The organism is Methylocystis sp. (assembly GCF_051061285.1).
GTDB lineage: Bacteria > Pseudomonadota > Alphaproteobacteria > Rhizobiales > Beijerinckiaceae > Methylocystis.
This window is the reverse complement of the sequence record NZ_JBPFEA010000049.1, coordinates 23,433-42,940: the sequence shown is the minus strand read 5'-3', so window position 1 is coordinate 42,940 and position 19,508 is coordinate 23,433. Positions and strand designations below refer to the sequence as shown.

Here is a 19,508-nt window from a genome sequence, read left to right as displayed (position 1 = left end):
TCCGGCGAGGGCCCAAGACCCGAGCGCATCATGATCGACTCGACGCATCTGAAAGCGCATCGCACGGCGGCGAGCCTTTTAAAAAAGGGGTTCTTTCCCGTTGTATCGGGCGCACGAAAGGCGGACTGAACTCCAAGCTCCGTGTCGTCTGCGACGACGCCGGCAAGCCGCTCGTCATGATGCTGACCGAAGGCCAGATGAGCGATCGCAAGGGCGCTCGGCTGATGTTCAACGCGCTACCGAAGGCCAAAACGCTGATCGCCGACAAGGGCTATGACAGCAGCGCCTTCCGCGACGCGCTCAAAGAACGTGGAACTGAACCCTGCATCCCGCCCCGACGCAGGCGCGTCCACCGGCCAGCGACTGAACGAAGATGTCCCCGTTTAGTTGAAAGCCAGGCGATATCGGCGTGCCCTTCATGCCGGTGACGCCCATTATGTCATGACGAACGACGGAGACATGATAAAGCCCGTGCGTGATCTTGCTCCTGATTTTCAGGATCTCGTCCATTTGCCGGGAGGAAGACTGTTGGATGCTTCGCTATCGAAGCTTTCCTCGCCCTCATCGGCTTGCGCCTCCGGCAAGGATTGTGCGATCGCCCCCGTCTGCCGCGATGGAGGCGACAGAACGCCAGCCGCGCCTCCGGCGAGAGCCAGCCGTCGGCTCATTCCGATCCGACGATCCGCCAACGGTTCGATCATAGGCTTCTCCTCTCGAATGATCTGGGGATCAACTGGAGAGAAAGCGTCGCGTTCCAATGATCAGTCGTTAGGCTGCCGCGGGTTTGCCGCGCATTTCGCCAAGCCGTTGATGTAACTTCAATCCCGTCGAGGCGGCGTGACTCTGCCAATTCGCTGCTGCGTTTGCTACCTCGCATGGCTCAGTTTGGCGCCGTCCGTCGCGTGCAAGCTCCAAAAGGACAGGGACAAGACGATGGTCAGCAGGCCGAGCGATAGATAAGCGCCGTGAAGCGCCTCAATGACCGCGCGTGCGTCGGACTGGGGCGCGCCGTCGAGGAACCAGGCCGCGGCATCAGAAAGGGCATGCCGCCGACGCCGAGATCGTGTGACTGACTGGAGCGCGGCGGCCAGCGGAACCTCGCTTAGGTCGCGACCGCCTATTAACGCTACGTCGTCGCTCAAGCGTGCTACGTTCAGTAAATTAGCTGTTCGAGTGAATGGCGCACCCGACACGATTCGAACGTGTGGCCTCCACCTTCGGAGGGTGGCGCTCTATCCAGCTGAGCTACGGGTGCATCGACATTCAGATAGTGTCCAAGATCAACCAGGGTCAATCCCGAAATCAGACAATCGAACGGGCTGATCCGGAACAGGCCTCTACCCTACCGATTATCGCCGTTTGTTCTCTACGACCTCCTTTCAGTCTGCTTGCGTGGCGCTTCCGCGACCTCAAAAGCGGGTTTCTTGCTTCCTTCAGAGTTTTATCAAGACCTTGGTTTCACTCAATTTTTCAGCATCTGCGTTCCGCCAACAAGAGCTTGCCTTTGCCTTCGGAGGGCAACGCTCTATCCAGCTGAGCTACGGGCGCAGGCGCGTGCTTTTCTACAGTAAGCGCGCGTGCGCCGCAACGTCGGCGTCTGCCCCGAGACGACGTTCCGCCGACATGCTAAGGCGAAGACCTGAATCTTGAGGGTAAGACCTGAAATCTTGAGAGACTGTCTTGGCGTTACTCGATCAATGGCTCGAGCGACTGCGCAACGCGCGCGACAAGCTTGTCGCCAATCCGCGATTCCAACGCTGGGCGTTGAAAAATCCCGTCACGCGGCCCTTGGCGCGGCGCGGCGCGCGCGCCGGCCTCGACCTCGCCGCCGGCTTCGTCTACTCCCAGGTTCTCGTCGCCTGCGCGCAACTGAAGCTCTTCGACGTTTTGCGCGACGGCCCGTTGAGCCTCGACGCGCTGGCGACGAAACTCGCGCTTTCTGAGCCCGCCACGCGACGCCTGCTCGAGGCGGCCGTTTCGCTGGGCCTTGCCGAGCGACGCGGCGCGAAATATGGGCTGGGATTGCTCGGCGCCGCCTTCGCCGGCAATCGCGCGGCGCTCGCGATCGTCGAACACCAGCCGCTGCTTTACGCAGATCTCGCCGATCCCGTGGCGCTGCTGCGCCAGGAAAAGCGCGGGCGGCTCGCCGATTATTGGCCCTATTCGGATGGGGATGCGCCCGAGGCGTTGTCGGCGCAACAAATCGGTCCTTACAGCGCGTTCATGGCTGCGACGCAGCCGATGGTCGCGCAGGAGGCGCTCGACGCCTACGACATTTCGCGTCATCGGCGCCTCTTGGACATCGGCGGCGGCGAAGGCGTGTTTCTCGCGGCCGCAGCGGCTCGCGCGCCGCGTTTGCAGCTTGCTCTCTTCGATCTTCCCGCCGTGGCGGCGCGCGCCAAGGAGCGGCTCGAAGAGTCCGGCCTGCTCTCGCGCGCCGACATTCATGGCGGCGACTTCCTCAATGACGCTCTTCCAGAGGGCGCCGACGTCGCGACCCTTATTCGCATCGTGCATGACCATGACGACGCGTCGGCGCTGAAGCTCTTGCGCAATGTGCGCAAGGCGCTCGCGCCCGGCGCGACGCTGCTCATCATCGAAGGCATGTCCGGCGTCAAAGGCGCCGAGCCGCTCGACGCCTATTACGGCTTCTACACGCTGGCCATGGGACGCGGCGAGCCGCGCCGCGTCGAAGAGATCGAGGCGCTGCTGCGCGAAGCAGGCTTTGGTAAATTCCGACTCCTGCGCAATGCATTGCCGGCTCTTGCGAGCATACTTTCAGCTAAGGCGGTCTGAGGCCGTTTGGACTGGAGTCCCGCTCGCGCTTCGCGCGTCGGCAATGACAGCCAATGGAACGAAGCTGCAGAATGTCATTCCCGACAGACCGCAGGCCTGATCGGGAATCCCGTTTAAAGGCGAAAGAAAGCTGCGCCTTCGCGCCTTTGGCGGTCGACTCAGTGCGCCCTTCTCCACGCGATCAGGCCCGCCGTCGATCCATCCAGCCCTTGCGTCGATTCGCTCGGGTTCTCCACAATCGGCGCCAAGCGGTTCGCGAGCTCCTTGCCCAGTTCAACGCCCCATTGGTCGAAGGGATTGATGTCCCAGATCACCGACTGCACGAAGACCTTGTGTTCGTAAAGCGCGACGAGGCGTCCGAGCGTGCGCGGATCGAGATGTCGGTAGAGCAGAACGCTTGACGGACGATCGCCTGGAAAGGTCTTATGCGGCGCGAGGCGTGCGATTTCCTCCTCGCTCAGCCCCTGCCCGCGCAATTGCACTTTCGCTTCCGCTAGCGTTCGACCGCGCATAAAAGCTTCGGCTTGCGCCAGGCAGTTGGCGAACAGCAATTCATGATGATGTTCGTCAGCGGCGGTGGGTTCGGCCGCGACGAGGAAGTCGATCGGGACGACGTCGGTTCCCTGATGCAGCAGCTGAAAGAATGCGTGCTGCCCATTCGTGCCGGGCTCGCCGAAAATCACTGGGCCTGTCTTATAACTGACGCGGGCGCCTTCGCGCGTCACCGACTTGCCGTTCGACTCCATGTCGAGCTGTTGCAGATAGGCGGGAAACCGCGCGAGCCGCTGATCATAGGGGATGACCGCATGAGCGGCGCATCCCATCACGTTTCTGTGCCAGACGCCGAGCAGCCCCATCAGCACGGGAATGTTTTGCTCAAGCGGCGCTTCGAGAAAATGCGTGTCGATGTCGTGTCCCCCCTGCAGAAACTGCAGGAAGCGCTCCGGCCCCACGCCGATCGCGAGCGCAAGGCCGATCGATGACCACAGCGAATAGCGCCCACCGACCCAATCCCAGAAGCCGAAGACGCGCGCGGGATCGATGCCGAATTCGGCGACCTTGTCGAGCCTGGTCGAGACGGCGGCGAAATGGGCTTTCACCGCCGCTTCGCCGAGCGCGGCGACGATGCGGGCGCGCGCGCTTCTCGCGTTCGCCATCGTCTCCTGTGTCGTAAACGTCTTCGACGAGACGATGAACAGCGTGCGCGCCAGATCGAGATTGTGCAGCGTATCGGCGAGATCGGCGCCGTCGACATTGGCGACGAAATGCATGCGCGGCCCCTCGCTGGCAAAGGGTGAGAGCGCGCGCGACGCCATCGCCGGACCCAGGTCCGAGCCGCCAATGCCGATATTGACCACGTCGCTGAACGGCGCGCCTGTCGCGCCGCGAATGTCGCCGGAGCGCACGGCGCGCGCGAAGGCGAAAACCTTGTCGCGTTCGGCTTCGATCAGGGGCCGCATGTTTTCGCCGCCGACGAGAAGCGGACGCGACGAGAGATCACGCAGCGCCATATGCATGGCGGCGCGCCTTTCGGTGTTGTTGATGAGTTCGCCAGAGAACAACGCTTCGCGCCTAGCTTCGAGATCGCGCGTCTCCGCCAGCGAGGTCAGCAGCGCGATCGTCTCGCGCGTCACTCGGTGCTTGGAGAAGTCGAAGAGAAAATCGTCGAGCTTGACGCTGAAATTTTTGAAGCGCGCGGGGTCCTCGGCGAAAAGATCGAGCGTTCGCGTCCGCGCCAAAGCGGAGGCGTGGAACTTCAATGCGTCAAAAGCGACGGCCACGGCGTCCGACATTCTTTTCTCGAAAAGCAAGCGTGTTTTCCTTCGCGATTTGTAGCCGATTCGAAGGCGGAGGGCGCGCAACGACTTTACGCCGCGAGGCTGGACCCTAAATTTTTACTGTATTGTGACAGAGGGATGTGAAATCCATATCTGTTCAATGACGCTTTTCTGACAGCAGGACGACGATGGACGCGATTCACTTCCTCGACGTGCGCGACGGCGGCCCGGTCGCCCATGCGACGGCGCGGATCGACGCGGCGGCCGCGCTTCGCAAGGCCTGTCTTGGCGTGGTCGCGCCGATGGGCCGGGTTTGCCTTCCGCCCATTGACCGTATCGCCGCGAATTGGCTGAAACGCTCCGCCTCCGCCTACCGGGCGGAGCTCGAGCGCATCGTCGCCATTCTCGGCTTTCCCGGCGCGATGACGCTGAACATGTCCTATCTCTTCGCCTGCACCACTCAGGCTTACGAGGACGAGCACGGACTGCCGCGCCTGCGCCGCACGCTCGACTGGCCCTTTCAGGGCCTCGGCAGGGGCGTCGAAATCGCGTTGCAATCCGGCCGGGCCGGCGAATTTTACAACGCCACCTGGCCGGGCGCCGTGGGCGTGCTCAGCGCCATGGCTCCCGGCCGCTTTTGCGCCTCGATCAATCAGGCGCCGATGAAGCGGCGCACGCAGGGCTCCATCGGCTTCGCCTATGACGCCATCCTCAATCTGCGCGACGCCTTGGCAAGCGAAGGCGGCTGGCCGCCGGACCATGTGCTGCGCTATGCCTTCGAAAATTGCGCAAATTTCGAGGCGGCCGTCGAGTTTATCGCCGGCGCGCCGATCGCGCGCCCAACTCTCTTCACCCTGGCGGGGGTCAGGCGCGGCGAGATGGCCCTGATCGAACGCACGGAACATGAGGCGCGCGTGCTGCGCGGACCGGTCATCGTCGTTAACGACTGGCAGGAGCCGCGGGCCGGCTGGCAGGCGCGCATGAGCCATGAGAACAATGTGAACCGCAAGGCGGCGATGCGCGCCGTCGCGCCCGACGCGCCGCGCTTTTCCTGGGTGCGGGAGCCCGTGCTCAACCGCCTGACGCGCCTCGCGGTGGAGATGTGCGCCGTCGGCGCGGGCGATTTTGCCGCGCGCGGCTACGAGTGCCCCTATGTGAAGGGCCAGCCGGCCCCGGCGACGCAGGACTTCTGCCTGCGCGCGGCGACGCCGACGGCGCTCGCGGCCTAATCGAGTTTCGGCGCACTGGCGCGTCGCAGCCGATCGTTGATCGCTTCGCCCAGTCCCCGCTCCGGCACATGCGCCACTGCGACATTGGCGATTTGGCGCGCGTCGAACTCCCGCAAATGGGCGAAGAGATTAGCCGCAGCCTCTATGAGGTCGCCCGACGGCGAAAGATCGAGCACCAATGCGCCCGCCGGCGCGCGCGCGGCGAGCCGGCCGCCGAAATCCAGCGCCGCCTCGCCCTCGTTGATTTCATGCGCTTCGAGACGCAGCCGCGCGGCAGGCGCGTAATGGGACGGCGTCATGCCGGGCGCGAGGACTTCCGCCTGCGCCGGCGACGCAAGCTTTGCGCCCAGAATCTTCTCGATCGCCTCCCGCGCCACCGCGCCGGGGCGCAGCAGAACGGGCGATGCTTCGCAGAAGGACACGATCGTCGACTCCAGCCCGGCGGCGGTGCGGCCGCCGTCCAGGATCATGTCGACCCTGCCCGAAAGATCTTGAGCGACATGCGCCGCGGTCACCGGACTCACGTGGCCGGAGCGGTTGGCCGAAGGCGCCGCGATCGGCCGGCCGAGCGCCGCGATCAGCGCTTGCGCCACCGGATGCGCCGGAACCCGAACCGCGACGCTTGGCAGGCCGGCGCGGGCGAGCTCGCAAACCGCCCCGCCCGACGCGGCGGGCGCGACGATCGTCAGCGGCCCCGGCCAGAAGGCCGCGGCAAGATGCAGCGCGACTTCGGGCAGAATCGCCTCGCGACGCGCGGCTTCAAGATCGGCGACATGCGCGATCAGCGGATTGAACGAAGGGCGGTCCTTGGCGTCGTAGATCCGGGCGACCGCCCACGCCTGCGTCGCATCGGCCCCGAGGCCATAGACGGTCTCGGTCGGGAAAGCGACCAGCCCGCCCTCGCGCAGGATCGCCGCGGCGCGAGCAATCGCGGCGGCGTCAGCCGGCGCAACAATCGTCACGCGTTGCGGCCGCTGTACGGAGGCTTGGGGATCGCCATATGCGCCTCGCGCAGCGCCTTCGACCAGCTCTCGCGCAAATCGCGAAAATACGGATCGTTCGAACCGATCCTGGTCGCCACCTCCGTCTGCAGCGCGTCGCGACGCAGCAGCGCGATATCGATCGGCATGCCGACCGAAAGATTCGAGCGCATGGTCGAATCCATCGAAATAAGCCCGATCTTCAACGCATCATAAATATCGGTGTCATAGGCGACCGCCCGGTCGAGTATGGGCTTTCCATATTTGTGCTCGCCGATCTGCAGATAATTGGTGTCCGGCGTGCATTCGATGCTGTTGCCGGCCGTATAGATCATGAAAAGACGAAGCGGACCCCCGGCGATCTGACCGCCGAGCAGCAGGGACACGTCGAAACTGACGCCCTGCGCCGCAGGCTCCCCCTCGGCGTTGCCCATCTGGGAGCGCGAAAGGCGCACCGCGCGCCCGACGAGCTGCGCGGCATGCAGCATGTTCGGCGTATTCATGACGCTTTCCACGACGCCGCTCTCGGGATGTTCGATCCCGTCGCCGATCAGGTTCACGACGCCCTGCGTCACCGAGAGATTGCCCGAGGCGGCAAGCATCAGCACGCGCTCGCCGGGCCGCTCGAAGAGATACAGCTTGCGGAACGTCGAAATGTTGTCGAGCCCGGCGTTGGTGCGCGTATCCGCGATCATCACCAGTCCATCGCGCACCAGAATGCCGCAACAATAGGTCATGTGACTCCGCAGCGGTTCGCGCCAAACGCTGCAGGACTTACAAGTTTCAGGCCATGAGGCAAGTGTGGCGCGGCCACAGCGAAGGAAAATCAGTCGCCGTTTTCGCTCTTGTAAGGAAGCTCGGCCGCATGTTCGGCAGCCCATTCCGCCACCGCCGCGCGCTCGCGCGCCAAATAGTCCGAAACCGCCTCGGCAAGGCGCGGGTCGGCCAAGTAATGGGCCGAATGGGTGATCACCGGCCCATAGCCCCGTGCGATCTTGTGCTCGCCCTGCGCGCCGGCCTCGACGCGCTTATAGCCGTGGCGGATCGCGAATTCGATCGCCTGATAGTAGCAGACTTCGAAGTGGAGGAACGGCAGCGCTTCCAGCGCGCCCCAATTGCGCCCGTAGATTGCGTCGTCGCCCAGAAAATTGATCGCTCCGGCGATATGACGCGCGCCGCGACGCGCCATCACCAGCAGGATGCGGTCCGCCATGCGCGCGCCGATCTCGTCGAAAAACGCGCGAGTCAAATAGGGGCGGCCCCATTTGCGCGCGCCCGTGTCCATGTAGAAGTCGAAAAACGAATCCCAGTGCGCCGGACGAATGTCGCTTCCCGTGAGCAGATCGATTGCGAGGTCGTCGCCGAGCGCTTCGCGCCTCTCGCGTTTGATCGCCTTGCGCTTGCGCGCCGTGAGCCGCGCCAGAAAATCCTCGAAGTCGGCATAGCCTTCATTGACGAAGTGGAACTGTTCTCCGGCGCGGTAAATGAAGCCGGCGCCGCTGAGCGCAACGCGTTCCTCCTCCGTACAAAAAGTGACATGAATGGAGGACGCGCCGCTCGCCTTGCGCAATCCCTGCAAGGCGGCAATCAGCGCGTCGCACGCGCCTTCCGGCGCATCACGCGCGATCAGCAGGCGGCGCCCGGTCACAGGCGTAAAGGGCGCGGCCACCTGTATCTTCGGATAGTAGCGTCCGCCGGCAAGCTCATAAGCCTGCGCCCAGCTCTGGTCGAAGACGTATTCGCCGAGGCTATGCGTTTTGATATAGGCCGGCGCGCAGGCGACAAGACGACTCCGCGAATCCTCGACAAGCGCATGCGCCGGCGTCCAGCCGGCGCGCGCGCCGACCGACTTCGATGATTCGAGCGCGCGCAGGAACGCGTGCGAGACAAAAGGATTGTATCGCTCGCCGGCCGCGTCCGGCAGGCCGGGCGGATTGGCGCAGGCGTCCCAAGCCTCAGCCGCGACGGAGTCGAGCGATTCGGCGTATCGAACGGAAAATTCTTGCGCCGTAAATTCTTGCGCCATGTGTCCAGTGGAGCAGCCGCGTTTGAAAGCTTTCTAGCACAGCCCCGCGGCGCCCTCTAACATGGCGCGAATGGCGACATCATCCAAGCGCGACTTTTGAGCAGGCAAGAAACGAACAACATGAGAATTAACGGCCGCGACTACAGAACGATCTGGCTTGATTCGGACGGGCGGCGCGTGCATGTCATCGACCAGACCGGCCTGCCGCATCGCTTCGAGACGAGAACGCTCGCGAGTTGGGAAGACGCCGCTGAAGCGATCAGCACGATGACGGTGCGCGGCGCGCCGCTCATCGGCGTGACCGGCGCCTATGGCATGGCGCTCGCCGCCTGGAGCGATCCAAGCGACGCCGCCATTGAGAGCGCCCATGCGGCGCTGCTCGCCACGCGGCCGACAGCCGTCAATCTGCGTTGGGCGCTGGATCGGCTGCGCGCGCTACTCCTCGCGGCTCCGCCATCGGCGCGCGCGGGCGTCGCCTATGCGGAGGCCGCCAAGATCGCTGAAGAAGACATCGCCGCCTGCCAAGCCATCGGCCGCTTCGGGGCCGATCTCATTCATAAAGCGCGCCTCGGCGACGGCCCCGTCAACATCCTCACCCATTGCAACGCCGGCTGGCTTGCCACCGTCGATTGGGGAACGGCGCTGGCGCCGATCTACACGGCGGCGCGGCAAGGCGCGCCGATACATGTTTGGGTGGACGAAACGCGTCCGCGCAACCAGGGGGCGAGCCTCACGGCCTTCGAACTGCTGGGCGAAGAGATCCCGCACACTGTCGTCGCCGATAACGCCGGCGGCCATCTGATGCAGCATGGGCTTGTCGATCTCGTCATCGTCGGCAGCGACCGTACGACGCGCGCCGGCGACGTGTGCAACAAGATCGGCACCTATCTCAAGGCGCTCGCGGCGCATGACAATGGCGTGCCGTTCTATGTCGCCCTGCCGTCTTCGACCGTCGACTGGCGCGTCGCCGACGGCGTGCGTGACATTCCGATCGAAGAGCGCAGCGCGCGCGAAGTCACCCATATCAGCGGCCGAAGCGTGGATGGCGCGCCGATCGAAATTCAGCTCACGCCCGACGGCTCTGCGGCGCGCAATTTCGGCTTCGACGTCACGCCGTCGCGCTTTGTCACGAGCCTCATTACCGAGCGCGGCGTCTGCGCCGCGACGGAAGAAGGGCTGAGAGGGCTATTCCCCGACCTTGCCGGTTAGCGAACAGCCCGCGCCGGCGCTGAATGTTCCGACTTCGGCGCGCATTCGCCAATCCACGAGAAGCGCTTCTCTCTTTCTATTCAAAGCTCATCTGCAATACGGTGATTGCGCGGTCAAATGGCGCTGTAGGCGCGTAACAGAAGTGATTTGTAGCGACCGGCGCATCTTTGCAGTGGCGATGGCCCGCATCCCATTCGTAGCCGGCTTCCTTCATGCAGCCGGTGATCGCCTTGTACAGAACAACCGGGTCTGCGCCTCGGCGCGCCTCAGGGTGGGCGCTTTCCGCGTCAAGCTCACAGAGAGAAGTTTTAAGCTGCTGCTCTTTGAGAAATCCAACCGAACTGCCGTATAGGACGATCTCAAGGACAGCGAGAACGACGGCCCCCGCCGCGAGCGACGCGACCGCATAGCGGGCATTCTTTAGGTAGCGAATGTCAATGAAGTAAAGGCCGCCTGCGGTCAGTAGACCGCAAGCGAGAATAAGGGCGAAGGGAACAATAAAAACGGCGAGATCTTGGTTCAAAGCGTACACCCCTTCTTCTTGCGCCTGCGATTAGTGAAATCGCGGTTACGATCGAAGCAGGAGTCATCAGCCTTTGCGGCGGTTAAGGGGGTACCCCATCCCCTCGGCGCGTGGCGACCAAGTCACTCACGGCTCATGTGACGTAACGACCTATCATTGCAGCGCTTACGACGTCAACAGGTTGGAGGCGACTTGTGGCGTTTATTTCGATGTCTCACGCGTTCCGTAAGTCTTGAAGCGTTCGACGGTGCGCATGATCTCGTCGTCGGAGAGCACCACGGGGTCGCCGGCAAGCGCGCCAAGGTAGAAGACCTGCGCGAGCGCTTCGAGTTCGACCGCGCGCCACAAAGTTCTGCGCATATTCGCGCCGGTGACGATGGCGCCATGATTGGCGAGCAGCACGCCGTCGCGATCCGCTAGCCCAGCGACGACGAGTCGCGACAGTTCCGCCGTGCCGTAGGGCGCGTAACCGACGCAGCGCACAGTCGGGCCGCCGAAAGCGGCGATCATGTAATGCACGGCGGGAATGTCGCGCCGCAAGGTCGCGATCGTCGTCGCATAGGGCGAATGCATATGCGCGATGGCGTTCACGTCGGGCCGCGCGCGGTAGATGTCGAGATGGAACCGCCACTCGCTCGACGGCGGCAAAGGACCGTCGAAGGCGCCCTCGCCAACAAGCGGCAGGCGCGCAATCAGACCAGGGGAAAGCTCGCGGCTGGGAACGCCGCTCGGCGTGACGAGCGCGGCGTCGCCGACGCGCAGGGACAGATTGCCCGCAGAGCCGTGATTGAGACCCAGCCGCTCCATCTCTTGCGCGGCGTCGACGATCGCCGTGCGCGCATCGCGCTCCTTCATGCGAGAAGCCTTACAGGCGCGGCGCGGACCGTGGCAAGGCAGGCTGACGCATGCACACGCCCGCGCGCAGGGCGAACGCGAGCGTTCGATGAGAGCGATTGCATGCAAGCCCGCAATATTGCGCGCGCACGGGTTGCGGTATAGGACGGGCCTCCCCGTCTCGGGGCCGGTAGCTCAATGGTTAGAGCCGGCCGCTCATAACGGTCTGGTTGCAGGTTCGAGTCCTGCCCGGCCCACCAAGAAAATCAATAACCTACGAAGTCGCTGTATTTCCGGGCCACCGTTTCGGCCACCGTAACGCTACTTCTGCCCGATCGCGAGCGCCGCTTCGTCCTGATAGGTCGGAGACACGTGCCCGTAGTGATCTAGAATCATCTGCTCGCTCGTTCCGAGGAAGTCCGCGACCTTGCGCGTCGGCAATCCCTTCGCGACAAGCCACGACGCACAGCTGTGGCGCAGCGTGTAGGCCGTGACGGCCGCGTCCAAGCCGGCGAGCCTCACGGCGCGACCAAGAGCTACCTTCACGCTAGCGACCGGTGCGCCGTTGAACATGACGACGTGGCCGCGCTCACCATCAAGCCGACGCCAGCGCGACAAGTGCGCTTTAAGTCGCGGCGCGAGCTTCACGCTTGGTTGGCGTTTCGTCGTCTCGGCTTTACCCTCGGCATGACGATGGAATAGACCGCGCTCGATATCGACGTGGGATCTGCCTGGACCACGATCCCACGTCGCATTCAAGATCGCGCCGGGACGCGAGCCGCTGTATAGGCCAAGGATTAGGAAGCGGCATAGGTGACGCAGGGGGCGCTTGTCCGTCGTCACGCCCTCCTGAACCTCTCGCGTGCGCCAGCACGTCCAGAGCAGCTTTGCAGCTTCGTCACGCGTGAGCCATCGCTGGCGAGCCTTGCCCTTCTCAGGCAACACAACACGGACAATTGCACGGTGATATCCCTCTCGCTGATGATGGCCGATCGCTGCGCGAAGGTCTTCCAAATCGCGCTTTGCGCCGCCGCCCCTGCCCTTGTTGCCGCCCTTGCGCTTGTCGGAGCCTTTGCCGTAACGCGAGTCCGCATACTTCCGACAAAGGGCGCCGTTGATTTCATCTAAGCGCTTGTCGCCGAAAAACTCTAGGAGGCGTTCAGCGCGCTCGGCTGTCTTTTCCGGTCGTGCATGTCCCGGCGCAACGTCGTCGAGATAGATTTTGATTACATCCGCCACGCGAATTTCAGACAGAGCGCGTTCGCGTCTCTCCGGCGCGTATTTGCTGGCGATGTATTCCGCGAGCTTTCTTTCAGCCGCTTCACGCTCGCCAGCGCTGCATCCAGTGCTAACTTGTCGTCCGCTGTCTTTAATGATCCATCTTGTGTCTTTGACGATGCGACCAGCGGGATCTCTTCGGGGCGGACGCAACCAAAGGTGTGCGCCTTTGTTGGGACGAGGCATTGCTGAAACATCCGTTCTATGGCGGCGAGCGTCGTCCAATCCTTGTTTGCCACCCTGTAGATTTCAAGCGTCCCCTTGCGCGCTTCACGGCGCAGCGCCGCGACCGATAAGCCGGGGAAGTGCCCGGCCGCGTCGGCGAGACGCAGGGGCTTGTCTTTGGGCGTCGGTTGTTCGCAATGGCTCATGATCTTAGCGCGCGAAAGGGGCGGCTGATAGGCCGCCCCTTTTCCTCGTTAGGCCGCTGGCGGCGCATCGACTGCCGCTTTAGCCGCTAGGTGGTCTTGGTCGTCCATTTCGAACGCCGCGCCGGCGGCGATCATGCCATACGTCACGTCGGCGTCGATTAGATCAAAGACCAGGCGGGCTTCCTTTTTCGCATGCCAAATGTGGTGGTCACGCGATTCGACAAAGCCCTCGTCATCCTTCGCCGTGTCGTCGTTGGCAAGCGCAGCCCACACCAAATCGCGCCATGCAACGAGCATGCTCGTTGAAGCGCTGAAGATATGAAATGCGGTCGTTTCCTCCTCGGTCGCGGTGTGATCAGAAAGCCGGTCGTAAACGGCTGGCACACCGCTCGCGTTGCGCTCGTCGCCGAAAATTTCCGTGAAAATTTTCGCCTTCAGTTCGCGTTCCGACTGAGAAACCAAATCGCCGATGAGTTGCCGATCTTCCAAGGTAAGCTTATCAAAGGTAGACATGATACCTCACAATCTCTGCTTCGAGTTCCGGCACGCGATCTCTCGACGCCCGTAGCTTGGTGCAGCAGCGTCGCTGGCATTCCGGCTGGGTGTTATCTGCCATCGTTCAATCACTCCATCGTTTGAGAAACCAAGCCCGCGAAGGGCTGTGGTCTATAGTCAGTTCGAAGTTGGCGATTGACAAAAATCGGCACAAATTTTGTGCAATTGCTGCACAAATATTAGGTAATCGTAGAAACCGCGCCACATAGCGGAACCGTGTGAGTCAGGCCCTAGAGCGGAGTAAGCGTCCGACGCGAACCGTCTGTCGCGGGAGAAATTCCAGGGCAGGAGCGCATCGATATTTTTATTCGGCCAGCCAGCGGCTATGCGCTCCAACGTCTGCGTGAGCCATGCGCTGGGATCAACGTCATCGAGGCGCGCAGTCGCAAGCAGAGAGGCGATCGTCGCCCATGTCTCGCCGCCGGCTTCGGATTCCGCGAACAGCGCGTTTTTCGGGTAATCGTCCTGCGGTCGGATCGTGCGTTCGACGCTGTTGTTGTCGAGTTCGACGCGCCCCATCTTCGATGCAAAACTGCCGGCGCAGATGCGCCCAACGCAGGCGAGCGTCGCCGGTCCGCCGGCCGATCGGGATCGGCGAGCTTGCGGTAGGCGGCATAGCCGTCGCACTGGAGAACGCCCCGCCAGCCCGCAAGATGCCGTTCGACGCATCTGGCGGCGCGGCTGTCTTCGAAGCGGTAGGCCACGATCGGCGGCCCTGCTCCGCCACAGAGACGATCGTCTCTCAGATAAGTCCACAGATCGCCAGTTCGCGTTCGCCCGCGTCCGGTCGCCAGGACAGGCAGGGTGGTCTCGTCGGCGAAAATCCTGGCACCGTCCCGGACGAACTGGAAAAGCCGATCGGCGAGCGGCCCGAGGTGGAAGCCGACATGGCCCATCCAGCACGCCATGAGATTACGTCCCTCCGGCTCGAAGACCTCTTCGATCCGCTCGAGATGAGCCGGCAGCGGACGCCTCCCGCCGGCTTGCTCGGCGGCGGGCGCAGCTTCTCGAGCCTGGCCTCGACGGCAGCAAGCCCCGTCTGAAATTCCTCAAAGGCGAAGGCGTATTGACTGTCGTTGAGCTTCTCGGCTTCGCCCGTAGATCGCTCGCTGGATGGTCTAGAGGAGTTGCAGACGTTCGATCCGCGCCTGCGCGTCAGCGCTCGCCGCCTTCAGCGCCGCAACTTCGGCTTCAAGCGAAGAGTTCGATCGCCGTATGTCGGAGATCATCGCCTTCAAAGCGGAAGGGTCGTCCGGAAGGTCGTGGAAATCGCCGTCCATACCTCGAAGACAAGCACAGACCCTGCGATTTGTGGTGCCCCTATCTTGGCCTGAGTCACTATGTCGCAGGGTCAACCCGCGCTCGTCGGCTGCACGAGGGGTGCGCTGCGGACGCGCATCCAATCCCTTCGACAAGCGCGGCGAGCTGAGCGGCGGACATCTGCGCTTCGCGTCGCCAGCGAAAGAGCTGATGCACTCTCACGTGCGCTCTGGCCACCGCCGAGACGTTGACACCCGTAACATTGGCTTCGGCCAAGATCACGTCCTTCTCGCGAACAGGTGCGCCGCGTTCTCGCAGGGCTTGCTTCCGGCGCATCCAAAACGCGAAACGTTCTAAGCCCGGATATGGGCTCAGAAATATGATGATCACCCGGAAGATACCGGAGCTCAGATCATCCTCGTCCAAGACCGATGCGCTACACGGGAGCCGTTGGACGCTTACGAGCGGAACCGTGTGGGTCAGGCCATAGAGTATAGAGGTTGAGCCAAAGCCGGAGCGCTTCGCTTCACAAGCCGGAGGGGGTTTAAATAAATCCTTGTCTTTAAAAGAAGAAGGAAGCGCTTCGCTTTGTAGTCCGGAGGAGGTTTAAATTCTCCGGCTAGGAAATTAACTGCGCCGGGCGGAGCGTCGAAAGAGCGAGCGAAGCGAGCGATGAGCGCGGAGCGCGGCGTAATATAATAACTTCCCCACGAGCCGCCCACGACGACACTAACCGAGGCGGTTCCTTTAAAAAGGGTCTTTTGAAGACCCCTTCCGGAATACGACTCAGTTAGTCCGTGGACGGCTCGCCCGGCAGGTAAAAAGCTTTCGCAAAAACCCTTACCGGCACTTCACCGCATGCAGGTCTCGGCGTTGGCCTGCACTAGCTTACGACTTAACGACGCTGACGCCGCGCCGGCTGGGACTAAGGGCTCTAAGCTTTGACGACCACCCTGCGGGCTCCCAGCCAACCATAGCTCCCGCTAAGTTTAAGTCTCGCGCCATGGTTTGCATTCCCACGAGACCGAGCCGGTCGGACCGGCGACGCTTTGTGCTTTGACTTTGGGTGCTTTGAGCTTGGGTGCTTTGAGCTTGGGTGCTGTCTCGCGACAGCCACAATTATAGCCCAGGCGCCGCTGCTGCTGCAACGCGTATCTTTCAGGAATCTGTCAATCTGTGCAAGAGATAGGCGTCAGACGCGCCTGTAGCGGTTGCTGATGCGACGGAGCATCAAATCGAGCAACAAGCCGTCACTGCTTAAAGCGCTTGTCGCCCTTTATACGGCGATCTCCCTGCAGCCCGAGACGGTCTCCTCCTGCAAGCCACCTCGAACGGTGGTGCCCTGATCCCAGCCGCCGCGGACGTCGGCGACGATCAGGCGCCGAACTACCGGCGCGCCGAGACCGGCTGGAGCAGTTTCGAGCGGCGATATGATAATCTGATGATCGAGCCGATGTTTACCGCTGCTGCTTCGCTATGCCTTTGCCATGGGGCGTTGCGGGTCGCATCCAGCGTCACAGTTCATCGGCGACCCCGACCCGCGCGCTACGTTCTCGACGTGCTTTCCGACTTGCCGCGTCAGACCGGCGTTTTGGTCAGTCGGACGTGCCGCCGCTGGCTTGTATCGGCATATTGATGCTGACCAGCCGGCCCCGCCCGACGCGCCGAGCCTGCCGGCGATGATCTTTGGATCTCGGCAACAATCCATTAAGGCACAATCCCATTGCTCGAGGCGAGCAGATCAGCATCAAGCTCAACAATGTCCATGCTTGGCCGCACAGGGCTAGTAATCAAAACCTAACGCTTGGCGCCCAGTTCTCAGCTTTTGAGCGAAAACGATGTCGAAGTCAGCGATGCGCCAAAGGACTAAACCGCTCCCGCGGTAGTGCCTGCGATCAGCGGTGAAGCACCCCGGGGAGTTCAGGTCAGGTTCTGTTCTGTTTCTTTAGCTTCTTCACTCGATGCTTCTGGTAGTCGAACACGGCTGCGGCGAATGGCAGGGAACGATTCGCTCGCACATGAGTCAGCGAGACGATAAGCGCATCACGGCCTTCCTCTGGCGCCATGTGACAGACGATGCCGCCTTCGTCGCCGGCATATGAGATTTCCGTGACGATTTGCCGTGGCTTGACGACGACCGCGACCTGTTGCGCCCGAACATGCCCGATCACCGAGGGCGTCAATTCAACCTCGAAAGGCGCGGCTGCTCTCAACGCCGCGAGAAGCCGGTAGGTTTTCTCCGGCTTGTCGAGCATCGATGGCCTCCGAAGGTTTCACGTAAGACGGCAGAGCCTTCCCCTACCGTCGCCGCGAGGCGGCGGCATAACGGGATGTCTCGTCCTGTCTCAAGATCATGGGGTTCGCAACCTCGTGTGAGACAGGAGTATCGCCATGACCGACAAGGCCGTCAGCCCGTTGCGCCAGCGCATGATCGAAGACATGACGGTCCGTCATTTCAAGGAGAAGGTCCAGAAGGATTACATCCGTCACGTCAGGAACTTCACAGTTTTCCTCGGCCGCTCGCCCGACACCGCGACCAGCGAGGACCTTCGCCTTTTTCAGCTGCAAATGACGAGGAACCAAGTCGGCGCCGCGAGCGTCAATTGCGCGATCGTCGCGCTGCGGTTCTTCTTCAAGGTGACGCTCGAACGAGCAGACTTGGTCCGGCGTCTGACCTTCGTGCATGAACCGCGCAAGGCGCCGACCGTGTTGAGCCAAGAGGAAGTGGCGCGTCTCCTGGAAGCGGCGCCCGGCGTCAAATACAAAGCGGCGCTCGGCGTCGCCTATGGCGCCGGGTTGCGCGCGTCCGAGGTCGTCGCGTTGAAAGTGTCCGATATCGACAGTCAGCGCATGACGCTCCGCGTTGAGCAAGGCAAGGGTCACAAGGACCGCTATGTGATGCTGTCGCCGCGACTGCTCGAGCTGCTACGCGACTGGTGGCGAGCAGCGCGGCCACGGGCTTGGTTGTTTCCTGGGCAGAACCCAGTCAACCCCATGACGACCCGGCAGCTCAATCGCGCCTGTCACGCCGCCGCCCGGACGGCTGGGATCACCAAGCGCGTGTCGATGCACACGTTGCGGCACAGCTTCGCCACGCATTTGCTCGAGCAGGACGTCGACATTCGGGTGATCCAAGTTTTTGCTCGGACACGCCAAGCTAGACACGACCGCCCTCTATACGCGGGTCGCCGTCAATACGATCCGCGAAATGACCAGCCCGCTGGAGCGGCTCAGCCTGACCGCCGCAGGAGGCGAACCGCCCGCCTAACGCCACTCCCGTGGCGCGTCCAGTCCTGGAGGTCGCGGATATTTTCCGCGCCCATGGCCCGGCTTGGCGTGACGCCAACGCCGGCCGTGTGAGCCTTGGCCAGTTGAAGGCGATGTCGGCGATCGAGAGCTGCCGGACGGCGGCGCTCGGCGGGCATGTTTTGCGCTGCGAGGACTGCGCCCACACGGACATCGCCTACAACAGTTGCCGCAACCGGCATTGCCCCAAGTGCCAGGGCGCGGCGGCAAGGGCGTGGCTTACCGAGCGCGAGGCCGAACTCTTGCCAGTCCCCTATTATCACCTGGTGTTCACCCTGCCGGCGGCGATCGCCGACATCGCCTATCAGAACAAGGCGCCGATCTACGACATCCTGTTCAAGGCGTCGGCCGGGACGCTGATGACGATCGCCGCCAACCCCAAGCATCTGGGCGCGCGCATCGGGCGTCATATCCATTCTCCACACTTGGGGATCGGCGCTGACGCATCATCCCCACATTCACATGATCGCGCCGGGCGGCGGCGTCTCGCTCGATGGTCAGCGATGGGTTTCCTGCCGGCCTGGCTTCTTCCTGCCGGTGCGCGCGCTATCGCGGTTGTTCCGTCGTCTTTTCCTCGAACAACTCATGGCCGCGCACGGCGCCGGGCGTCTGCAATTCTTCGGTGCGCACGCCGCCCTCGCGGCGCGGGATACGTTCTCGGCTTTTCTTAACCCGTTACGCGCGACCGAGTGGGTCGTCTACGCCAAGCGCCCATTCGGCGGGCCAGAGGCGGTGCTGGCCTATCAACTGTTGCGAGGCAGAAGACGAATGAAAGGAGTGCCGCCGGCTTTCACCCGCCGGGCCTGCAGCGGTGCATCGTCAGCTTCTCGAAAAACCTGGAGGACGACATCCCGCTCTAGCGCCCCGTCGGCGCACGCCCTTCCCCATCGAGCACTGGGTCAAGAATGCCGCGGATGTGAGCAAACTGCTCTAGGATGAATTGGCCCCGCTCCATAAATCGCTCGAAGCGCCAGTCGGGGAATAGCTCCGCGCCGACGAAATCCTCACTCTCTAGGAACCGGGAGTGCCAGACGACGGTTGCCGCTCCGGTCGCGTCTACGAACCAGGAGCCGTGCGCGATAAGATTGCGCTCCTCGGCCAAGTCAACCGCCAGACCCCAGATCTTCGCCTCTTCAACGCCCACCTCGGCCGGCGGGGTAAAGAAGGCCTTAAGTTCCTGGAAGCCCTTCTTCGCGTTGATCCGCGCGATCTTCTTTTTCAGCGCCAGATCCGCGTCCTGGAGCACCCAGAGCGTCTCGACGACGATGCCCTCGATGCGCCCGAAGAGTGTAACGGCGTCCGCGATCTTGATCTTCAACTCCGTCGGCAGCACGAATGTCACCGGGAGCCGGGCCATCTCTTC

General features: G+C 62.8%; 15 protein-coding genes, 2 tRNA genes, 4 pseudogenes and 1 riboswitch. Of the genes and pseudogenes, 7 read left to right on the top strand and 14 right to left on the bottom strand.

The genetic code is table 11. The annotated features are described in order from the left end of the window. A pseudogene (locus ACR65T_RS17875) lies at positions 1–365 on the top strand (transposase); the annotation flags it as partial. An 813-nt stretch (positions 366–1,178) separates the two neighbouring features. Here ACR65T_RS17875 and ACR65T_RS17870 read toward each other — a convergent pair. Next, positions 1,179–1,255: transfer RNA gene (locus ACR65T_RS17870), tRNA-Arg, on the bottom strand. Between the two features lie 425 nt (positions 1,256–1,680). Here ACR65T_RS17870 and ACR65T_RS17865 point away from each other — a divergent pair. After that, positions 1,681–2,796 (top strand): methyltransferase, encoded by a 1,116-nt coding sequence (locus tag ACR65T_RS17865; RefSeq protein WP_434497751.1) that lies wholly within the window; start codon positions 1,681–1,683, stop codon positions 2,794–2,796. Between the two features lie 158 nt (positions 2,797–2,954). On the opposite strand, the gene pgi is transcribed toward ACR65T_RS17865, so the two are convergent. Further along, complete coding sequence (gene pgi, locus ACR65T_RS17860; protein ID WP_434497750.1) at positions 2,955–4,589, bottom strand: glucose-6-phosphate isomerase; 1,635 nt, start codon at positions 4,587–4,589, stop codon at positions 2,955–2,957. Between the two features lie 173 nt (positions 4,590–4,762). Between pgi and ACR65T_RS17855 the strand changes: the two genes are divergently transcribed. Further along, positions 4,763–5,803, top strand: a complete 1,041-nt coding sequence (locus tag ACR65T_RS17855) for a hypothetical protein (protein WP_434497749.1) — start codon at positions 4,763–4,765, stop codon at positions 5,801–5,803. Here ACR65T_RS17855 and ACR65T_RS17850 read toward each other — a convergent pair. The 3 genes from ACR65T_RS17850 to ACR65T_RS17840 all read right to left on the bottom strand — a co-directional run bounded on the left by ACR65T_RS17850 (position 5,800) and on the right by ACR65T_RS17840 (position 8,809). Next, positions 5,800–6,765: an L-threonylcarbamoyladenylate synthase gene (locus ACR65T_RS17850; RefSeq protein ID WP_434497748.1), complete on the bottom strand. Its 966-nt coding sequence runs from the start codon at positions 6,763–6,765 to the stop codon at positions 5,800–5,802. The two genes, ACR65T_RS17855 and ACR65T_RS17850, sit on opposite strands and share 4 nt — an antisense overlap. Continuing rightward, positions 6,762–7,520 (bottom strand): peptidase, encoded by a 759-nt coding sequence (locus tag ACR65T_RS17845; RefSeq protein WP_175094433.1) that lies wholly within the window; start codon positions 7,518–7,520, stop codon positions 6,762–6,764. Before ACR65T_RS17845 ends, ACR65T_RS17850 begins: the two co-directional genes overlap by 4 nt. 89 nt (positions 7,521–7,609) lie before the next feature. Beyond that, positions 7,610–8,809, bottom strand: coding sequence for a GNAT family N-acetyltransferase (locus tag ACR65T_RS17840; RefSeq protein WP_434497747.1), 1,200 nt, complete (start codon positions 8,807–8,809; stop codon positions 7,610–7,612). Positions 8,810–8,929: 120 nt separating this feature from the next. On the opposite strand from ACR65T_RS17840, the gene mtnA reads away from it, so the two are divergent. Continuing rightward, positions 8,930–10,018: an S-methyl-5-thioribose-1-phosphate isomerase gene (gene mtnA / locus ACR65T_RS17835; protein ID WP_434497746.1), complete on the top strand. Its 1,089-nt coding sequence runs from the start codon at positions 8,930–8,932 to the stop codon at positions 10,016–10,018. A 76-nt stretch (positions 10,019–10,094) separates the two neighbouring features. On the opposite strand, the gene ACR65T_RS17830 is transcribed toward mtnA, so the two are convergent. Then, complete coding sequence (locus tag ACR65T_RS17830) at positions 10,095–10,550, bottom strand: hypothetical protein (RefSeq protein WP_434497745.1); 456 nt, start codon at positions 10,548–10,550, stop codon at positions 10,095–10,097. Positions 10,551–10,591: 41 nt separating this feature from the next. After that, positions 10,592–10,653: riboswitch (Fluoride riboswitch) on the bottom strand. An 89-nt stretch (positions 10,654–10,742) separates the two neighbouring features. After that, the gene (locus ACR65T_RS17825; RefSeq protein WP_434497744.1) at positions 10,743–11,396 is read right to left on the bottom strand and encodes a class II aldolase/adducin family protein; all 654 of its coding nucleotides are present in this window, start codon (positions 11,394–11,396) and stop codon (positions 10,743–10,745) included. 163 nt (positions 11,397–11,559) lie between these two features. On the opposite strand from ACR65T_RS17825, the gene ACR65T_RS17820 reads away from it, so the two are divergent. Next, positions 11,560–11,635 (top strand) — tRNA-Ile (locus ACR65T_RS17820). A gap of 61 nt (positions 11,636–11,696) precedes the next feature. On the opposite strand, the gene ACR65T_RS17815 is transcribed toward ACR65T_RS17820, so the two are convergent. The 6 genes and pseudogenes from ACR65T_RS17815 to ACR65T_RS17790 form a co-directional block, all read right to left on the bottom strand. Continuing rightward, on the bottom strand, positions 11,697–12,614 hold the full coding sequence (locus ACR65T_RS17815; RefSeq protein ID WP_434497743.1) for a tyrosine-type recombinase/integrase: 918 nt from the start codon (positions 12,612–12,614) through the stop codon (positions 11,697–11,699). Beyond that, positions 12,602–13,024 carry a hypothetical protein gene (locus ACR65T_RS17810; protein WP_434497742.1) on the bottom strand — a complete coding sequence of 141 codons (423 nt, stop codon included), beginning with the start codon at positions 13,022–13,024 and terminating at the stop codon, positions 12,602–12,604. Before ACR65T_RS17810 ends, ACR65T_RS17815 begins: the two co-directional genes overlap by 13 nt. A 48-nt stretch (positions 13,025–13,072) precedes the next feature. Further along, positions 13,073–13,537, bottom strand: a complete 465-nt coding sequence (locus ACR65T_RS17805) for a hypothetical protein (protein ID WP_434497741.1) — start codon at positions 13,535–13,537, stop codon at positions 13,073–13,075. A gap of 309 nt (positions 13,538–13,846) precedes the next feature. Beyond that, positions 13,847–14,496, bottom strand: a pseudogene (locus ACR65T_RS17800) (IS66 family transposase); the annotation flags it as partial. 201 nt (positions 14,497–14,697) lie between these two features. Further along, positions 14,698–14,859: a hypothetical protein gene (locus tag ACR65T_RS17795; RefSeq protein ID WP_434497740.1), complete on the bottom strand. Its 162-nt coding sequence runs from the start codon at positions 14,857–14,859 to the stop codon at positions 14,698–14,700. 1,905 nt (positions 14,860–16,764) lie between these two features. Continuing rightward, a complete protein-coding gene (locus ACR65T_RS17790) occupies positions 16,765–17,094 on the bottom strand; it encodes a hypothetical protein (RefSeq protein WP_434497739.1) in 330 nt (109 codons plus the stop codon). Positions 17,095–17,230: 136 nt separating this feature from the next. Between ACR65T_RS17790 and ACR65T_RS17785 the strand changes: the two are divergent. Together ACR65T_RS17785 and ACR65T_RS17780 are read left to right on the top strand one after the other, a co-directional pair. Continuing rightward, positions 17,231–18,107, top strand: a pseudogene (locus tag ACR65T_RS17785) (tyrosine-type recombinase/integrase). Positions 18,108–18,117: 10 nt separating this feature from the next. Beyond that, positions 18,118–18,889 (top strand): annotated as a pseudogene (locus ACR65T_RS17780) (IS91 family transposase); the annotation flags it as partial. A gap of 112 nt (positions 18,890–19,001) precedes the next feature. Here the strand turns inward: ACR65T_RS17780 and ACR65T_RS17775 are convergent. Then, complete coding sequence (locus ACR65T_RS17775; protein ID WP_434497738.1) at positions 19,002–19,463, bottom strand: hypothetical protein; 462 nt, start codon at positions 19,461–19,463, stop codon at positions 19,002–19,004. Between the last annotated feature and the right edge of the window lie 45 nt (positions 19,464–19,508).

Bases quoted from the DNA above. Each gene is read 5' to 3' on its own strand.
- ACR65T_RS17855 (WP_434497749.1), top strand. From the start codon at position 4,763: ATGGACGCGATTCACTTCCTCGACGTGCGCGACGGCGGCCCGGTCGCC.
- ACR65T_RS17790 (WP_434497739.1), bottom strand. From the start codon at position 17,094: ATGCTCGACAAGCCGGAGAAAACCTACCGGCTTCTCGCGGCGTTGAGA.
- ACR65T_RS17825 (WP_434497744.1), bottom strand. From the start codon at position 11,396: ATGAAGGAGCGCGATGCGCGCACGGCGATCGTCGACGCCGCGCAAGAG.
- ACR65T_RS17805 (WP_434497741.1), bottom strand. From the start codon at position 13,537: ATGTCTACCTTTGATAAGCTTACCTTGGAAGATCGGCAACTCATCGGC.
- pgi (WP_434497750.1), bottom strand. From the start codon at position 4,589: ATGTCGGACGCCGTGGCCGTCGCTTTTGACGCATTGAAGTTCCACGCC.
- mtnA (WP_434497746.1), top strand. From the start codon at position 8,930: ATGAGAATTAACGGCCGCGACTACAGAACGATCTGGCTTGATTCGGAC.
- ACR65T_RS17795 (WP_434497740.1), bottom strand. From the start codon at position 14,859: ATGGACGGCGATTTCCACGACCTTCCGGACGACCCTTCCGCTTTGAAG.
- ACR65T_RS17845 (WP_175094433.1), bottom strand. From the start codon at position 7,520: ATGACCTATTGTTGCGGCATTCTGGTGCGCGATGGACTGGTGATGATC.
- ACR65T_RS17840 (WP_434497747.1), bottom strand. From the start codon at position 8,809: ATGGCGCAAGAATTTACGGCGCAAGAATTTTCCGTTCGATACGCCGAA.
- ACR65T_RS17810 (WP_434497742.1), bottom strand. From the start codon at position 13,024: ATGAGCCATTGCGAACAACCGACGCCCAAAGACAAGCCCCTGCGTCTC.